The sequence below is a fragment of the Wolbachia endosymbiont of Ostrinia scapulalis genome, from assembly GCF_023559145.1.
In the GTDB taxonomy this organism is placed as follows: domain Bacteria; phylum Pseudomonadota; class Alphaproteobacteria; order Rickettsiales; family Anaplasmataceae; genus Wolbachia.
In genome coordinates this window covers 633334-649115 of record NZ_CP096926.1, presented here as the reverse complement: position 1 = coordinate 649115, position 15782 = coordinate 633334, and the positions used below count along the sequence as shown (strand labels likewise).

Sequence of the window (15782 nt, the reverse complement as noted above, 5' to 3'; positions counted from 1 at the left end):
CTTGACTTGTTTCTTTACATAGCTTCTAATTTAAATTCTGCTGTCTATTCTCTTTCATTCATAACCTTTTGCAAAACGTTTTTGCTTTCTTCTCTGCTGGTCACTATTGCTTATATAAAGCAAGTACAGTACTGAATGATGTTGCAAGCACTCAGTTCGGCAATATTATCGATTTAAGACGAAGTTAAGATTTCGATTTTTTATTCAAACTCTTCTGAAAGTTTTTATACATATTGAAGACATCTTGATAATTTAGGTGAGTGTAAACTTGAGTAGTTTCAAGGCTTGAGTGGCCAAGCAGCTGTTGTATTGATCTTATGTCAATATCTTCCTGAAGCAAATGAGTAGCAAAACTATGGCGAAATGCATGTGGAGATAAAATTTCTGGTAAGTTTAAAAATCTTCTTATTTTTTGCAAACGATTAGCAACATAAGTTCTTCCCAATTTTTTTCCTCTTACCCCCACAAAAAGATGTCCCGCTTCGTCAAAGTGGGGACAAGCTTTTATATATTTTTGTATACACTTTTTTACTACTGGAAGAATAAATACCTGCCTTTGTTTATCTCCCTTACCTGTTACTATTAAACTTTCATTGCTAATATCACTAACCTTAAGATTCAGTGCTTCAGTGATTCTTAAGCCCGTACCATATAGCAGAACGACAATTGCAATTTCTCTTTTTACCACCCAAGGCTCGCCTAGATCAGGCAATTTCATTTCTTTCAATAGAGTTTCTATGTTAGATATTGAAAGTGCTTTAGGTAGAGTTCTTCTCTGAATTGGCCTTGATAAAGAAAATACCGCTTCATTATTTATTTCATAATTGTTTTTTATATATTTGAAAAAATTTCTGATTACTGACAATGCGCGAGTGTTAGATCTTGCATTTACACCTCTTGCATAACGAGAGGTAAACCAACTTCTCAGTTCAGGTATGCTTAATTTTTCTAAAGAGCCAACATTTACTTCTTCACCAATGTGAGTATTTAGGAAACTTATAAGATCTTTGAGGTCCCTCATGTATGACTCCAAAGTGTTTGGTGAGTAAGACCTGTTGTACTTTAGCCAATCATACCATTTTTCAATGATTGAACCGAGGTCCACAGTTACTTTTTAAAGAAAGCATCGATGCACGCATCCCTAAAGGCTTCATTTATATCAGGATGAGAGTGACAAATTCTGTATATATCCTCTGCTGCTGCACCATATGCCATTGCAACCGCTGCTTCATTGATTAGCGTATCAGCGTATGCTCCTATGATATGTACACCGAGTATTGTATCTGCTTTGCTACAAGTCAGAACTTTCACGAATCCCTCAGCATCGTCAGTGACTTTTGCTCTACCGTTTGCAGCAAATTGACATTTACCAACTTTATACTTTCGACCAGCACTTTTTAGTTCTTCTTCAGTTTTACCGATTGAAGAAACTGCAGGGTAGGTGTAAATGACTGACGGTATGATTTCATAATCAACGTGAGGCAATTGCCTTGCTAGTATCTCTGCAACTGCCACCCCTTCTTCCTCAGCTTTGTGAGCAAGCATTGCTCCACCAATCACATCACCAATAGCAAATATTCCTTTCACATTAGTTTCATATCTGTTGTTAACTTGAACGAAACCGCGATTATCTTTTTCCATTTTTTCATCAATACCAAGACCATCAGTACATGGTTTGCGTCCTGCTGCCACCAATACCTTATCCGCCTCTATAGTGTTTGTTTGATTATCTTTTACAGAGCAAACTTTCACACTCAAAGAGTTACTACTTTGTTTTATTCCCTCAACTTTAGTGCTAAGTAAAAATTTTATTCCTTGTTTTTGTAGACTAGAAAGTAGAGACTTACTTAATTCTCCATCCATTGCTGCAGCGATTCTGTCAAAAAATTCTACTACAGTGACTTCAGACCCTAGCCTCCTCCATACAGAAGACATTTCAAGCCCTATTGCTCCGGCTCCGATTACGACAAGTTTTTTTGGTACTTCAGTTAAAGACAATGCACCAGTTGATGAAATAATACTTTTCTCATCGATATTAATTCCTGGCAAAGAAATAACGTCAGAACCGGTTGCAATTACTATATTTTTTGTCTTCAGCACCTTACCTTCAACTGAAACTTCAAGATTGCCTTGATCAAAAGAAGTAATTTTTCCAAGTCCATTGATCTTAGTAATTTTGTAAAGGTTAAACAGATATTCTATGCCTTTTCCAAGTTCCTGAACTCTAGCGTCTTTATAGCCTATCATTTCTCTCAAATCGAGACTTACATCCTTAACTTTTATGCCAAGTTTTGATAGATTATTTTTCGCGCTAGCATACTGATAAGAGGAATGGAGTAATGCTTTTGATGGTATACACCCAACTCGCAAACACGTGCCACCAAAAATGCTATTTTTGTCTATACAAGCAACTTTGAGTCCAAGTTTTGCAGCAGCAATAGCGCATTTGTAACCACCTGGACCACCACCTATAATAATCAAATCATAATCAGTCATAAAAAACAAACCTATTTTCTAAAGAATAAACACCATTTCCTTCAGTCGTTATATACATCTTACCATGGGTAAATACTGGAGGATGAAACACATTACCGGGTATTTTAATTACCCTTCCTGTACTTTCAGATCCAGGAAAAGCAAATATTGAACCTTTATTACTTGTTACCCAAAGCGTATGGGCATACATAATTGGAACAAACAATTGCACATTCTCTATAAAATCAGATGTCCAAACTGTTTTTCCACTTTGTATGTCGATGCCAATTACCTTATTATCTTTAGTCACCATGAAAATTCTTCCGCCTTCTTTTTGTTTCTCTGCAGGAATAAGAGGGCTATAATATGACTCAATGTTTGATATACTTTTTACTTGTAGTGGCCTTGACCATAAAATATTTCCTGAGTTTACGTCAATGCTATAAATATAAGAGTTGCTCGTAGCTATTAAGATATTATCGTGTACTCTAGGTGTAGTAGTTACATCTGTAAGCTGTGTGTCTAAAAGATTTGTAGCTAATTTTTGGCTCCATAGTTTTTTACCTTCTTCATTAAAAGCTATTAACTCGCCATTTGAAAATGGTGCCATTATTTTATCATTAGAGACTGCTGGTGAGATGGAATATAAACCTCGAACCTCATTTATACCATTTTGATAAGCCCAAATGGGGCTGCCATCTTTTATATCAAATACATGTAGATAGTTATCAATAGTCAATACTACCAACTTATTGTTTATTACTATTGCTTTCCCTCTTGCCGGAGCTCTTAATTCTTTTTCCCATTGAATCTCCCCTGTTTTCGCATCTATTGTGTGTAGAATGTTATCCACTACAAAGAAAACATTTTCTTTGTAGCTCGATAAACTCATATTACCAATTTTTTTCCTACTTGAGAGGTATAATTTCCAATTTATAACTCTTGGGTTATCGATATCAAAGGAATATAAGGTACCGTGCTTGTCTGGTAAAATAACGCTATTTTCTGTAAGTATTGGAGCTACATATCCTTGAGATAATTTTTTATCTACTAAACTTATTCGTTCGCTTGCCATTGTATAGTTACTATACAATAACATTATCATGACAATTATTATTTTCATTATTTAGTGAAAACAAGATCCATTAATATACATACTAGAAACGTAAATCACAACGAAAATGTTCTTAATTGTGGATCAAAAGCATTAACGTAATGTCATGCCATTATGTAAAGATTCTCTTACTGTAATAATTTTTATCAAGTATTGGTTAAAACACATTTCGATAGCCCAGACTAACGCTGTCAGTAATATTACCATAATATGAAATGGAAATGGATGCAGCATTTTCACGATGAAAGATATTGTTGTAATGTCATTCATTTAAACTATGCATATCAATTTGAAAAATGTACATTGTCTTATGCTATAGTACCTAAAAGTAAATGCTCAACATACAAAATAACGCTTCACTTTGCAGGCAATGGATATTCTTGGCAGTACTTGCTCTTGCTTGTTCTGGACTGCTGTCAATAATTGTTATTTTTCTACGATTGCCTTTTATTTCTTCTCTCATTTCTTCTGCACAATATATCTTTGATAATGCACTGGTGATACACGTAAATTTGTCAATTTTGGTATGGATGTGCTCTATAATATCTCTGCTCTTCATCATAAACTTAAAACACACCAATCATTGGTTTAACTTCTCATGGATTCTTTCAATCCTTTCCATGCTGCTAATGTTTATATCTGCATTTGTTCCAAATACTGAAGTTATCAAAAGTAACTATATACCTGTATTACAAAACAAATTATTTTTACTTGGACTCAGTCTTTTCATTACCAGCATATTGATAAATACAGCTCTAGCCTACATATCAAATAAACAAGACTCATATCTTTCAATCGGACAAATTGGCCTGGTCATTATACTTGTGTCATCATTTCTTTGTGTTGTTTTAGCACATAAAAATATGCCTCCAGGTCTATATCACTCAGACAAGAATTTATTTTATGAATATCTCTTTTGGGGAGGCGGACATTTACTGCAGTTTGCCTTTGCTCAAGCAATGTTTTTAGTTTATTTGATCATACTGAATGCTCGCTATATTAGTCTAAATAAAATTACCATTTTACCACTATTTATAAACACAGTTTTGACCGTAGGTGCGCCGTTTATATACTTTATTTATTCGGCGGATAGTGCTGAATTGATACAGTTTTTTACCTGGCATATGAGAATTGCTGGAGCAGTTCTGCCGTGCTTTTTAACAATATTAGTGTATTGCAACACAAAAACTCTGCTCAATGATAAGGGCAATTATCTTCTCCACTCGTTTGTATTGTTCATTTATGGAGGTGTGCTTGGAGTGCTAACTATTGAAGGAAATGTCACTATCCCTGCGCATTATCACGGTTCTGTGGTTGGTATTACTATAGCTTTTATGAATTTTGTCTACTGGCTGTTACCAAAATTGGGCTGTAAAGAAATAAAAAGCTCCATAGTAAGATTACAGATTTATGCATATAGCTTGGGACATTTTCTCCACATTACTGGACTTGTTTGGCTTGGTGGATATGGTGCCTTAAGAAAAGTTGCAGATCTGCCAAGTATTTCATCAATGTTGGCACGTGCTTGTTTTATTACGGGTGGAGCTATATCAGTTATTGGTGGAATGTTATTCGTAATAATTGTGATTTTACATCTTCTTAAAGGCAAGGCTCGTACCAACTAACCCACAGAAACAAAACTAAAAATTTTAGTGTAAAATTACTATATTTACTTTGTACTATGGCTCAAACAACCTGCTTCAAATTTGGAAAGGCAATGAAATGAAAAAAACTATATCAAGCTAGACTGAATTCTTATTTGCTACTCCTTGTGGTTCTTGTGTTCCATTTACTTGAGAGCTAGGTTTCATTATTAAACCACCAGCTAAGAATGCAGATACTGTTGCTATAACAACGATTAACCACATGTCCAATTTAGTTGTATGTTCAAGTGTAATATACACTACTAACCCAACAGCAAGACCAGTACTAGCAGTAGCGATGTATGTTGCTTTTTCTTTTAGTTGTTTATTTGCTTCATTTTTGGTTTCTAATATTTTCTTTTCTTGCTGTAACTGCTGGATTTGAGTATTTATTTTTTGTTTCAGTTCATTCGATACTTCACTTTTTAGTTCATTTTTTATTTTATTTTTTAATTTAGATATTGCCTTTTCTGGGCTTTTTTTAACTTCTAGTTCCAACACGTCCTCAAGCAATTCTGCTAGTTTTATTTTTTCGTTGGAGGGCAGATAGTATGGATCATATAGAGCATTAACAAGATCTTGTAAATCAGAAAATTTAAAATCAGGCATAATAAACCTCAATACTAAAAATTTATCGTGTAATACATAAAAAACTAAAATCAAGAAATTTTGTATTATAAACTAAAATGTCAGACATTAAAATTGCTGTATTTGCTCAATTGTGCTAACTTAAAGCTTAAAACTGAAAAATATTTATGTTGGAAGAAAAATACAGCTTTAGAGAAGTTGAAGACAAATACAATGTATTATGGGAAGGAAGTAAAGTTTATAAATGGAGTAGTGAAAAGGGTAACACTTTCACTATAGATACGCCCCCACCAACGATATCAGGAAAGTTGCATATTGGCCATATATTCAGCTATTGCCACACAGACTTTATTGCAAGGTTTCAGCGTATGCTGGGAAAAGATGTATTTTATCCAATTGGGTTTGATGATAATGGCCTTCCGACTGAAAGGTTAGTTGAGCAAACCTATAAAACCCGCGCAAAAGAAGTTGGCAGAGAAAAATTTATAGAGATGTGCCATGAGGTTATTGAAAAATCAAAGCAAGAATTCAAGGAATTGTTTAAATCAGTTGGCATTAGCTATGACTGGGATTTGGAATACCACACGATCAGCAAGGAAGCTGTGGCACTTTCTCAAATGTCATTCATTGATCTATATAATAAAGAGTATGCATACAGAAAAATGCAACCTATTCTTTGGGACCCAGTCGATAAAACTGCAATTGCACAAGCAGAAATAGAGGATAAAGTCTTTGAGTCATTTTTGAACACGATAGTTTTTTCCACTGAAGAAAATGAGCAGATTAAGATTGCAACTACACGGCCTGAGTTGCTTCCAGCATGTGTTGCAGTTTTTTGCCATCCAGAAGATGCACGCTACACTCAGCTGATTGGAAAAATAGCCGTGGTGCCAATAACAGGAGCAAAAGTTCCAATAATAGCTGATGATAAAGTTAAAATAGATAAAGGTACTGGGCTTGTTATGTGCTGTACGTTTGGTGATGAGCTCGACATATATTGGCAGCAAAAGCATGGTCTGCCGATGAAAATTATTATCGATCAGGATGGTAGGATAAGTCTAGATTCAGTGTATGGTAATAATAGATCCCAGTGTCAAGGCACTGGGATGACAAAGGGGAGTGACATTCCAGTGCTTGACACTGGAATCCAGCCATTAGAGGAGACACACGCTCCAGCGCGTGACGCTGGAATCTACGATGAAATAAATGGCCTAAGGGTTAAAGAAGCAAGAAAGAGAATTATTGAAATCCTAACTGAAAAGGGCCTTTTGATAGAAAGTACTAACATTTCTCATTTCGTAAAGTGTGCAGAAAGATCTGGTGCATCACTTGAAATATTACCAACTTATCAATGGTTTATCAAGACTTTAGAGCAAAAAGCTCAAGTGTTAGATAAAGTAAAAAAGTGTAGTTGGCATCCAAAGTCTATGCGTAAACGCATGGAGGTATGGATAGAAGGGCTAAATTGGGATTGGTGCATTTCAAGACAGCGTTATTTTGGTGTGCCATTTCCGGTGTGGTATTCAAAACGTAAAGGGGAGGAGGGTAAAATCATTCTAGCTGAAGTAAAGGATTTGCCTATCGATCCACTCAAAGATTTGCCAAAAGGGTATATTAAAGAAGAGGTTACCCCAGACCAAGATGTAATGGATACGTGGGCCACAAGTGCGATCACTACTCAACTAAGTGCACTGGCAGTAAACAGTGAGCTCGGTTTACCAAGCCATCGGTATGATAAGATATTTCCTGCAGATCTGCGCAGCCAAAGCCATGAGATAATAAGAACTTGGGCTTTTTATACGATTTTGAAGGCACATTATCATGCAGATTCACTGCCGTGGAAAAATATCATGATTAGTGGTTGGTGTTTGGCCGATGATAAAAAAAAGATGAGTAAATCAAAAGGTAATATCATCACTCCTCATGTAATGCTTGAAACCTATGGAGCTGACGTAGTACGCTATTGGGCAGCAAACTCAAGACTTGGAGTTGACACAGTCTACTCTGAAAATATCTTCAAAATTGGCAAACGACTTGTTACGAAACTTTGGAATGCTAGCAAATTTGTTTCCATGTTTATGGAAAAACATCAAGCATTGAGCATAAATTCCATCAGTGAGACGATGGATAAGTGGATATTGTCCAAATTATATAAAGTGATAGAAAAAACGACGAACAACCTATTACAGTTTGAATACTGCGAAGCTTTGAGCGCAATAGAAGAATTTTTTTGGAAAGATTTTTGTGATAATTACTTAGAGTTAGTTAAAAAACGTGCATATGGAGATGCATTGGACAGCGAGGCAAACATGAGTGCGAAACAGAGTTTGGCATATGTACTCAATATTATTTTGCGGTTATTTGCACCATTTTTGCCATACATTACAGAGGAAATATATCATCAGTTGTATAGTTATAACTCTGTTCACAATAAAAGTAATTGGCCTAACAAGGAAGAACTTATCTATGATAAGTATTCTGAGGAAATGGGAGATAATTTCGTACAGATATTAAACCTTGTGAGAAAAATAAAAGCAGATAATAACGTATCAGTTAAGCATCTTATACAAAAGTTGATGATAAAAGCGAGTGTAAAAGAGGATGAGTTAAATTATTCTGCTCAGCATGATTTGCAGTCAGTTTGCAATGCTGAAGTGATAGAATGGGTTGAGAGTACAGAAGCAGAGATTATAACTGAGAATGGAAAATTTACTGTAAGTTTATTGATTGATGTAACTTAGCATTCATATTACTATACTAATTATTTAGTTGTAAGATAATAATGATTGGTAATTCATATGATAATAAAATTGAAGAACAAAAAGATGATTATCATGACTTCATTCACAGGTTTTTGTTTTTGCTCGGTAAGATAAAAGAAAAGAATAAATCAATTCACACTGCTGTAGCTAGTTTTCGCATATTATCTTTTTTAATAAAATACAATGCCAATTTTAATGAAGATGAAGTGTATAAAGCCGTTATCCAAGATTTCAATAATGTAAAGGAGGCGAGACTAGAGCTTCAAGATAAGGCTAAAAAAGTATTGAATGGGTATATTGAAAGTGGCGTTGAAACCATACGCGTCAAGTTAAGGAAATAAAGGTATGAAAGAGATAGAATAATAAGGTATAAGTTCTCCCAGATATACTTTTAGTGAGAGAACCAATGAATAAAATAACTTGCTTATCAAAAAAGCTCAAAGAATTTTTTAATGAAAAAGCAGAGAAAATCTCAATTACAACAAGGTTTATAAAAAGAAAGAGAAAGCTAAAAGGTTCATCATTCGTAAAAGCCATGGTCTTGGGTAATATAGGAGTTGATAATTGTAGCGTAGAAACAATGTGTCAATTACTAAACGAGGACTCGATAGATATAACAAAACAAGGTTTGGATTTTAGATTTACTGAAGAAGCAGTGGAATTTATGAAAAGGATGTATAATGAATCTGTGATTCTCTTTAAAAATATCTTGCAAGTTGATTGCAAAATCTTACAGCAATTTAATAGTGTTAAATTATTGGACAGTAGCTATATTACTCTACCTAACAGTATGGAAGAGATGTATAAAGGTTATGGTACTAGCTACAGTGGCTATGAAAGCAATACTAAGTCTGGAATAAAGTTACAATTAGTTTTCGACTACATGAATCAGATAATAGACCAACTTAATTTAACGGAGGGGGTAAGATCAGACCAGGGATATAGGAAACATTTAAGTAATATATTAAGCAATGATTTGCTAATATCTGATCTCGGTTATTTTGTGCCAAGTTCTTTTAAACAAATCAATGAAATAGGAGCTTATTTCATAAGTCGTTATAAATCTGATACCAACATATATGATGTAGAAACAAATCAAAAAATGGAGTTATTAGAATGTTTAGAGGATAAGTTATTTTTAGAAAACGAGGTATTGTTAGGAAAAGAAGCAAAAATTAGAGTAAGAATTATATGTCAGAAACTAACTGAAGAACAGTCTATGGCCAGAAGAAGGAAAGCTAATAGATTAGCAAGATCGCAGGGATATACATCCTCTAAAAGAAATCAAAAATTGTTGAACTGGTCAATATTTATAACTAATGTTCCAGAAAATAAAATTAGTGCTGAGCAAGTATTAACGATTTACAGAGTAAGGTGGCAAATTGAGTTATTATTTAAATTGTATAAAAGCCATATCAGGCTTGATAAGCTAAAAGGAAAGCCATGCAGAGTATTATGTGAACTATATGCTAAATTGTGCGCAATTCTTATATTTCACGGCATAGTTGGTTGCACAGAAGTGAAAAAGAATACAGAACTTAGCTTAACAAAGGCATTTATTGAGCTAAAAAGGCGGGTTAGAGAGTTATTTTTAGTATTAACCAAAATTAATAGTTTAAAAGCATTTCTTAAAAAACTCACTATAACTTGGTCGCTATTTTCATTAAAAGACAAACGTAGAAGGGCTAGAGTATCCACTTTAACCTCTCTAAATTTGCTCACAATCTCTTAACTTGACGCGTATGGTTTTAATAAGTCTCTTATTAAGTCTTGTATCTCCTAAATTAACGTGTTTTAACTCTCTTTCCAGCCATTTATCCCCTAAGCCATCAGTATATTGCACATTTGTACTTACTTCACTCATTTTAATCCCAAATTTATTTGGTATCCATTTTACTCACTTTTTTATTTGTGGGTAAAAGTGAGATTTAAATCCGATTGAGAAGTTCTGATCAAGCACGCCATAAGAAAGTCTCTACAAACCTTTTGGCCCAATATTAATTCGGCTATTGATTTTGTCTTTCAGAGTGCTCGAGCAGATCTTACTTCGGTTAGCTATAGCAGCTATAATGTGCTTGCAACAACTAATTCACTACGGCAACTGAACCGTGACAGTGTTTGTATTTTTTTCCAGAGTTACAAGGGCACTTGTCATTTCTTGAAACTTTTGGAAGTCTGCTATTTTTAGTAGAGCGTGACCTATTGCCTATTTCTTGATTGTCTAGCAACTTAAAGTGCGCTAGGCGGTGAATGGTAAGCTCCCTCCACTTTTCAAGCATCGACTCAAACATTAAGAAAGCTTCGCGTTTAAATTCATTCAGTGGGTCTTTTTGCCCCATGGCACGCAAATTTATGCTTTGTCTTAGGCTCTCTAAGACCGAAAGGTTCTCCCTCCATAAATGATCAAGTGTCATGATCATCACTTGTTTCACTATCGTATTCCACAAATCTGTAGTTTGTTGACTATTGAAATATTTTTCTTTCTCAGTAAAAAATTCTTGTATCTTGTCATTTATATAATCCAAGGCTTCTTGTTTATTCAAAAACTCTGCTAGATTAAGCGTTATCCCGTATCTTATGTGGAATTCTTTTGCAATATCTTCAACATAATCTTCGTAATAACCACTTTGTACTATACCTTCTATTATATCCTCATTTACTTCACTATATACTTCAACTAAATCATTGATTTCATTGTTTAAAATATGATTTCTCTGCTTAAAAATAACTTTACGTTGATTGTTGATTACATCATCAAACTTTAGCAAAGACTTCCGCACATCATAATTTCTAACTTCAACTTTCTTCTGTGCTTTTTCAAGTGCTTTATTAATCCATGGATGATGAATAGCCTCGTTGTTCTTTAGTCCCACTTTTTGCAAAAAATTCCTCATTCTATCAGAACCAAATATCCTCATTAAATCATCTTCAAGTGATAGAAAGAACTTAGAAAGTCCAGGGTCACCTTGGCGGCCAGAACGTCCACGTAATTGATCATCTATTCTCCTGCTTTCATGCCTTTCGGTTCCAATAACACATAAGCCACCAGCTTTTATAGCAATTTCCTTATCTTTTTTTACTCTTTTGACTATTTCTTGATATTTTTTTTCTCTTTCATCAGCATTTTTTATTTTCTCGAGCTCTATTTTTGCAATCATTTCAACATTTCCACCAAGCTGAATATCAGTTCCACGTCCTGCCATGTTTGTTGCTATAGTAATGCTGCCTGGTATTCCAGCTTGCGCTATTATATACGCTTCTTGTTCATGATAACGAGCATTCAATACTGAATGCTTAAGGGAATGGCTTTTCAAAAGATCGGAAAGTTTTTCAGAATTTTCAATACTCACAGTGCCAACAAGCACTGGTTGAAGACGTTTGTGACATTCCGCTATAAACTTCAATACAGCACTAAATTTTTCTTTTTCTGTGCCATAAATTTCATCATCAACATCTATTCTTTTAACAGGCACATTAGTTGGAATTTTTACTACATTTAATCTATATATATCACGAAATTCTTCTGCCTCTGTTGCTGCTGTTCCTGTCATACCAGAAAGTTTGTTGTACATACGAAAGTAGTTCTGAAATGTGACTGATGCTAAAGTTTGACTTTCATGCTGAATTTCAAGATTCTCCTTTGCCTCCAGTGCCTGGTGAAGACCATCAGAATATCTCCTACCTTCCATCATGCGCCCAGTAAACTCATCAATAATTACCACCTTACCGTTTTTCACTATATAATCTTTATCAGCAGTAAACAGCTTATGTGCACGAAGTGCTTGATCTATATAATGAGTCAGTATAATATTGCTAGTATCATAGAGCGAGGAATTTCCAGGAATGAGGTTATACGATTTTAGTAATTCCTCCACTCGTGAAATGCCATTTTCAGTGAGGAACACTGCTCTACTCTTTTCATCGACTTCATAGTCAGAATCAACTAATTTGATTACTATTTTATTGATATGCTTATATATCTGATTATTTTCCTCAAGTGGGCCAGAAATAATGAGCGGAGTACGCGCTTCATCAATCAGTATGGAGTCTACTTCGTCTACTATTGCATAATTGAATCCTCTCTGAACCATATCTTCTTGAGAAAATTTCATATTATCTCGTAGATAATCAAAGGCAAGTTCATTATTTGTTGAGTATACTATATCTGCGCTATAAGCCTTTTTTCTCTCGTCGTCTTTCAAATTATTTGTAATAAATGCAACAGAAACTCCAAGAGAATTATATAATTTACTCATCCACTCTGTATCTCGTTTTGCAAGATAATCGTTAACAGTTACGACGTGCACACCTTTTCCTTCTAAAGAATTTAGGTATGCAGCTAAAGTTGCGACTAGTGTCTTTCCTTCTCCTGTTTTCATTTCTGATATCATGCCATTATGGAGAACCATGCCACCAATTAGCTGAACGTCGAAATGCCTCATGTTAAGGAATCTTCGTGATGCTTCTCGTACAACCGCAAATGCAGGTACGAGAAGGTCATTTAGTGTTTTTCCATTTTTCAGTTCTTGTTTTAATTCCGCAGTTTTACTAGCAAGATCCTCATCAGATAAGCTCTGCATTTCTTGCTCTAGCGCATTAATCTGCTGAGCAATTTTTCTGAAAGATTTTATTATCTTCTTGTTCGTTGATCCAAATATCCTTTTTATAAAAAAAAGTGACAACGTAAAGATGAAGAATGTAAGAATAGTTGTTAAAACTAACGTAGAGTCTGGCATAAACTTAGGTAAAGTTTTATTTAATATGAGATTATATTACTAAACGTAACCTGCGGCAATTAGATTCAGAAAATCTTTATTTACAAACTAAGGAAAAGATTCTTGCAGATGAAATGTAAAAGAGTCTATTTATTTTATTAAATATTATAATTAATAATTAAACTTTCTTAATAAGTTATTAAAATAGTGTTAAGCTACATGTATAAAACGGTTAGTGGAGTTACAATGTTAAGCAATATTATAAAAGTAAAATTAGAGAAAAATAGTTGTCCTTTTGAAGAATTAGAAGAATTTTTTGCTTCTGTGTGATTCATAGAGGTTATTACAGCAAAAATGTAAGATAAAATAAAAACTTTGACTTGTGATAGTTTAAATACCTTATTACAATAATATGAATAAATTCATCAACAAGAGGCAATCAGTAAATGGATACCAAAGTTAAGTTGCGTTTGAATTGGATAGAATTATACAAAAAATTAGGTCATGCAGGCAAAGTGTGTCAACACTATAACATTTCACGCTTTACCTTACGAAAATGGTACAAACGTTATGAAAAGCTAGGTGCACAGGGATTGTCAAACCTTAGTAGCAGGCCTAAAACTTTACCCTTACAAAAAATCAACGAGTCAAATGAGCAGCTCATTCTTCATCTGAGAAAAGCTAGAAAATTAGGAGCAAGACGTATTCAAGCTGAATTGAAGCGTTTACATGATATCTCTTTTGCATTGGCTACTATACACAAAGTTTTGAAGAAACACGATGTAAGTCTTTTACGTATTAAACGCCACTATCGCAAGCAGATTAAGCGTTATAACTGCAAAGTGCCAGGAGAGCGTGTACAAATGGATGTTTGCAAAATATCCTCGGGACTTTATCAATATACTGCTATAGATGATTGTACGCGTTATAAAGTTATCGCATTATACTCAAGGCGTACTTCAAAAAATACTCTGGATTTCTTAAAACAATTAAGGGAAAGGGCTCCATTTCATTGTCAAAGGATTCAAACCGATAGAGGACAAGAATTTTTTGCTTACGAAGTGCAAGAGTGTCTAAAAGAATGGAAAATAAAATTCCGTCCAATTAAGCCGTTTTCACCACATTTAAATGGTAAAGTAGAAAGAGCGCAGCGTACAGATTTAGATGAATTTTATAGTAGCGTTAACATTAAGGATCATGAACTGCAAGTCAAGCTTAGGGATTGGGAAGAATATTATAATAAACAACGTCCTCATAGCTCTCTTCAGGGAAAGACTCCTTGGGAAAAATATAAAGAACTGGAAAAAACAATTCCTTGTCTAAGTGAAATACAAAAAAATTATATTTCATCAAAAGAAACGTTTGTCATGCAAAATTACAAACATGACCAAGAGTTAAAGTCACTTCAAAAATACAAAACCTCTTAACAGGTATTTCAAGTTCAGACTTGATCTGACAAATTAGTTGCAATAACCTCTATGAATCACACAGCTAATACCAAAGTAGTTATAGTGTCCTGTTAATTTAGCCTTCAGTACTTGCCACCAATCTTTAAGTCGAATACTTCCGCGGACTATTTTCAACCACTCCTTGATTTCTTTTAGTTTTCTGGCTAGATTTAACTTTGAGGTTTTATGTCCCATTATTAATCTACCACGACGACTTTTTGCACCATAGTGCGTAAACCCCAGAAAATTGAAACTTTCCGTCCTTCGTTTCTCTCTTATCGCTTGTTGCCACTCCCTCTTGCAAAACTTTACTACTCTGGTCTTGTTTTCAGATACTTCCAACCCAAATTTATTTAGCCTTTGTTTCAGTAATTCCAGAAATTCTTCCGCGTCTACCTTACTTTCGCAACAAACCACAAAATCGTCGCAAAACCTTATTAGTTGTATATATCCTCTGGATCTTGGTTAAAATTTCTTTTCTTTCCATAAATCCAACACATAATGTAAGTATATATTTGCTAATACAGGACTTACTATACCACCTTGGGGTCTACCTTGTTTTGTTGCTTCATAATTTCCAGCTTCGACTATCCCTGCCTTGAGAAACCGCTTTACTAACCACCGCAAATTTGGGTCAGTTATTCGTTCCCTTAGACATCTCATTAGCCATTTATGCTGTATATTATCGTAGAACTTCTTGATATCCACTTCTACAATGTAGTTTATTGGCTTGTACATAACTGCTTTATCTAGTGCATTTACCGCTTGATGACAGTTTCTTCCAGGTCGAAATCCATATGAGCTGTCCAGAAAGTTTGCCTCGTAAATATTTTCTAGTATCTTCTTCAGCATAATCTGTACTAATTTATCCTCGGTCGATGGTATTCCGAGTCCGCGTTTCTCTTTACTGCCAGCTTTCGGTATATATACCCTCTTTACTGGTTGTGGTTGATATTGCTTCCTCTTCATACTTTCTACTAGCACTTCGAGTTTCTCATTCAGATTTTCTCCGTATGATTCCACTGTTATCTGGTCTA

11 protein-coding genes and 1 pseudogene are annotated in these 15782 nt (G+C 34.5%); 5 read left to right on the top strand and 7 right to left on the bottom strand.

Annotated elements, in window-relative coordinates:
* Positions 1-184 precede the first annotated feature (184 nt).
* From M1L26_RS03305 to M1L26_RS03295, 3 genes are read right to left on the bottom strand one after another with little or no spacing between them, the layout of a single operon-like run.
* On the bottom strand, positions 185-1105 hold the full coding sequence (locus tag M1L26_RS03305) for a tyrosine-type recombinase/integrase (RefSeq protein WP_010401376.1): 921 nt from the start codon (positions 1103-1105) through the stop codon (positions 185-187).
* A 2-nt stretch (positions 1106-1107) separates the two neighbouring features.
* A complete protein-coding gene (gene lpdA / locus M1L26_RS03300; RefSeq protein WP_250120419.1) occupies positions 1108-2496 on the bottom strand; it encodes a dihydrolipoyl dehydrogenase in 1389 nt (462 codons plus the stop codon).
* A complete protein-coding gene (locus tag M1L26_RS03295) occupies positions 2489-3598 on the bottom strand; it encodes an outer membrane protein assembly factor BamB family protein (RefSeq protein WP_250120418.1) in 1110 nt (369 codons plus the stop codon). Before M1L26_RS03295 ends, lpdA begins: the two co-directional genes overlap by 8 nt.
* A 323-nt stretch (positions 3599-3921) precedes the next feature.
* On the opposite strand from M1L26_RS03295, the gene M1L26_RS03285 reads away from it, so the two are divergent.
* Positions 3922-5214, top strand: a complete 1293-nt coding sequence (locus M1L26_RS03285) for a cbb3-type cytochrome c oxidase subunit I (protein WP_250126919.1) — start codon at positions 3922-3924, stop codon at positions 5212-5214.
* 117 nt (positions 5215-5331) lie between these two features.
* Here the strand turns inward: M1L26_RS03285 and M1L26_RS03280 are convergent, their stop codons facing one another.
* Positions 5332-5841, bottom strand: a complete 510-nt coding sequence (locus tag M1L26_RS03280) for a hypothetical protein (protein WP_246433196.1) — start codon at positions 5839-5841, stop codon at positions 5332-5334.
* A 146-nt stretch (positions 5842-5987) separates the two neighbouring features.
* Here M1L26_RS03280 and M1L26_RS03275 point away from each other — a divergent pair, with 146 nt between their 5' ends.
* The 3 genes from M1L26_RS03275 to M1L26_RS03265 all read left to right on the top strand — a co-directional run bounded on the left by M1L26_RS03275 (position 5988) and on the right by M1L26_RS03265 (position 10314).
* The gene (locus M1L26_RS03275) at positions 5988-8561 is read left to right on the top strand and encodes a valine--tRNA ligase (protein ID WP_211908206.1); all 2574 of its coding nucleotides are present in this window, start codon (positions 5988-5990) and stop codon (positions 8559-8561) included.
* A 41-nt stretch (positions 8562-8602) separates the two neighbouring features.
* On the top strand, positions 8603-8923 hold the full coding sequence (locus M1L26_RS03270) for a hypothetical protein (protein WP_250120417.1): 321 nt from the start codon (positions 8603-8605) through the stop codon (positions 8921-8923).
* 65 nt (positions 8924-8988) lie between these two features.
* Complete coding sequence (locus M1L26_RS03265; protein WP_250119932.1) at positions 8989-10314, top strand: IS4 family transposase; 1326 nt, start codon at positions 8989-8991, stop codon at positions 10312-10314.
* Here the strand turns inward: M1L26_RS03265 and M1L26_RS03260 are convergent.
* Both M1L26_RS03260 and secA read right to left on the bottom strand, forming a co-directional pair.
* Positions 10291-10446: a transposase gene (locus M1L26_RS03260; RefSeq protein ID WP_250120416.1), complete on the bottom strand. Its 156-nt coding sequence runs from the start codon at positions 10444-10446 to the stop codon at positions 10291-10293. The genes M1L26_RS03265 and M1L26_RS03260 overlap by 24 nt on opposite strands.
* A gap of 220 nt (positions 10447-10666) precedes the next feature.
* On the bottom strand, positions 10667-13318 hold the full coding sequence (gene secA / locus M1L26_RS03255) for a preprotein translocase subunit SecA (protein ID WP_250120415.1): 2652 nt from the start codon (positions 13316-13318) through the stop codon (positions 10667-10669).
* 425 nt (positions 13319-13743) lie between these two features.
* Here secA and M1L26_RS03250 point away from each other — a divergent pair, with 425 nt between their 5' ends.
* The gene (locus M1L26_RS03250; protein WP_250119961.1) at positions 13744-14724 is read left to right on the top strand and encodes an IS481 family transposase; all 981 of its coding nucleotides are present in this window, start codon (positions 13744-13746) and stop codon (positions 14722-14724) included.
* Positions 14725-14757: 33 nt separating this feature from the next.
* Here the strand turns inward: M1L26_RS03250 and ltrA are convergent.
* Positions 14758-15714, bottom strand: a pseudogene (ltrA, locus tag M1L26_RS03245) (group II intron reverse transcriptase/maturase).
* Positions 15715-15782: the final 68 nt, after the last annotated feature.

Excerpts from the sequence above, each read along its gene's own strand:
- lpdA (WP_250120419.1), bottom strand. The coding sequence starts at position 2,496 with ATGACTGATTATGATTTGATTATTATAGGTGGTGGTCCAGGTGGTTAC.
- M1L26_RS03280 (WP_246433196.1), bottom strand. The coding sequence starts at position 5,841 with ATGCCTGATTTTAAATTTTCTGATTTACAAGATCTTGTTAATGCTCTA.
- M1L26_RS03285 (WP_250126919.1), top strand. The coding sequence starts at position 3,922 with ATGCTCAACATACAAAATAACGCTTCACTTTGCAGGCAATGGATATTC.
- M1L26_RS03260 (WP_250120416.1), bottom strand. The coding sequence starts at position 10,446 with ATGAGTGAAGTAAGTACAAATGTGCAATATACTGATGGCTTAGGGGAT.
- M1L26_RS03265 (WP_250119932.1), top strand. The coding sequence starts at position 8,989 with ATGAATAAAATAACTTGCTTATCAAAAAAGCTCAAAGAATTTTTTAAT.
- M1L26_RS03295 (WP_250120418.1), bottom strand. The coding sequence starts at position 3,598 with ATGAAAATAATAATTGTCATGATAATGTTATTGTATAGTAACTATACA.
- M1L26_RS03275 (WP_211908206.1), top strand. The coding sequence starts at position 5,988 with ATGTTGGAAGAAAAATACAGCTTTAGAGAAGTTGAAGACAAATACAAT.
- secA (WP_250120415.1), bottom strand. The coding sequence starts at position 13,318 with ATGCCAGACTCTACGTTAGTTTTAACAACTATTCTTACATTCTTCATC.
- M1L26_RS03250 (WP_250119961.1), top strand. The coding sequence starts at position 13,744 with ATGGATACCAAAGTTAAGTTGCGTTTGAATTGGATAGAATTATACAAA.
- M1L26_RS03270 (WP_250120417.1), top strand. The coding sequence starts at position 8,603 with ATGATTGGTAATTCATATGATAATAAAATTGAAGAACAAAAAGATGAT.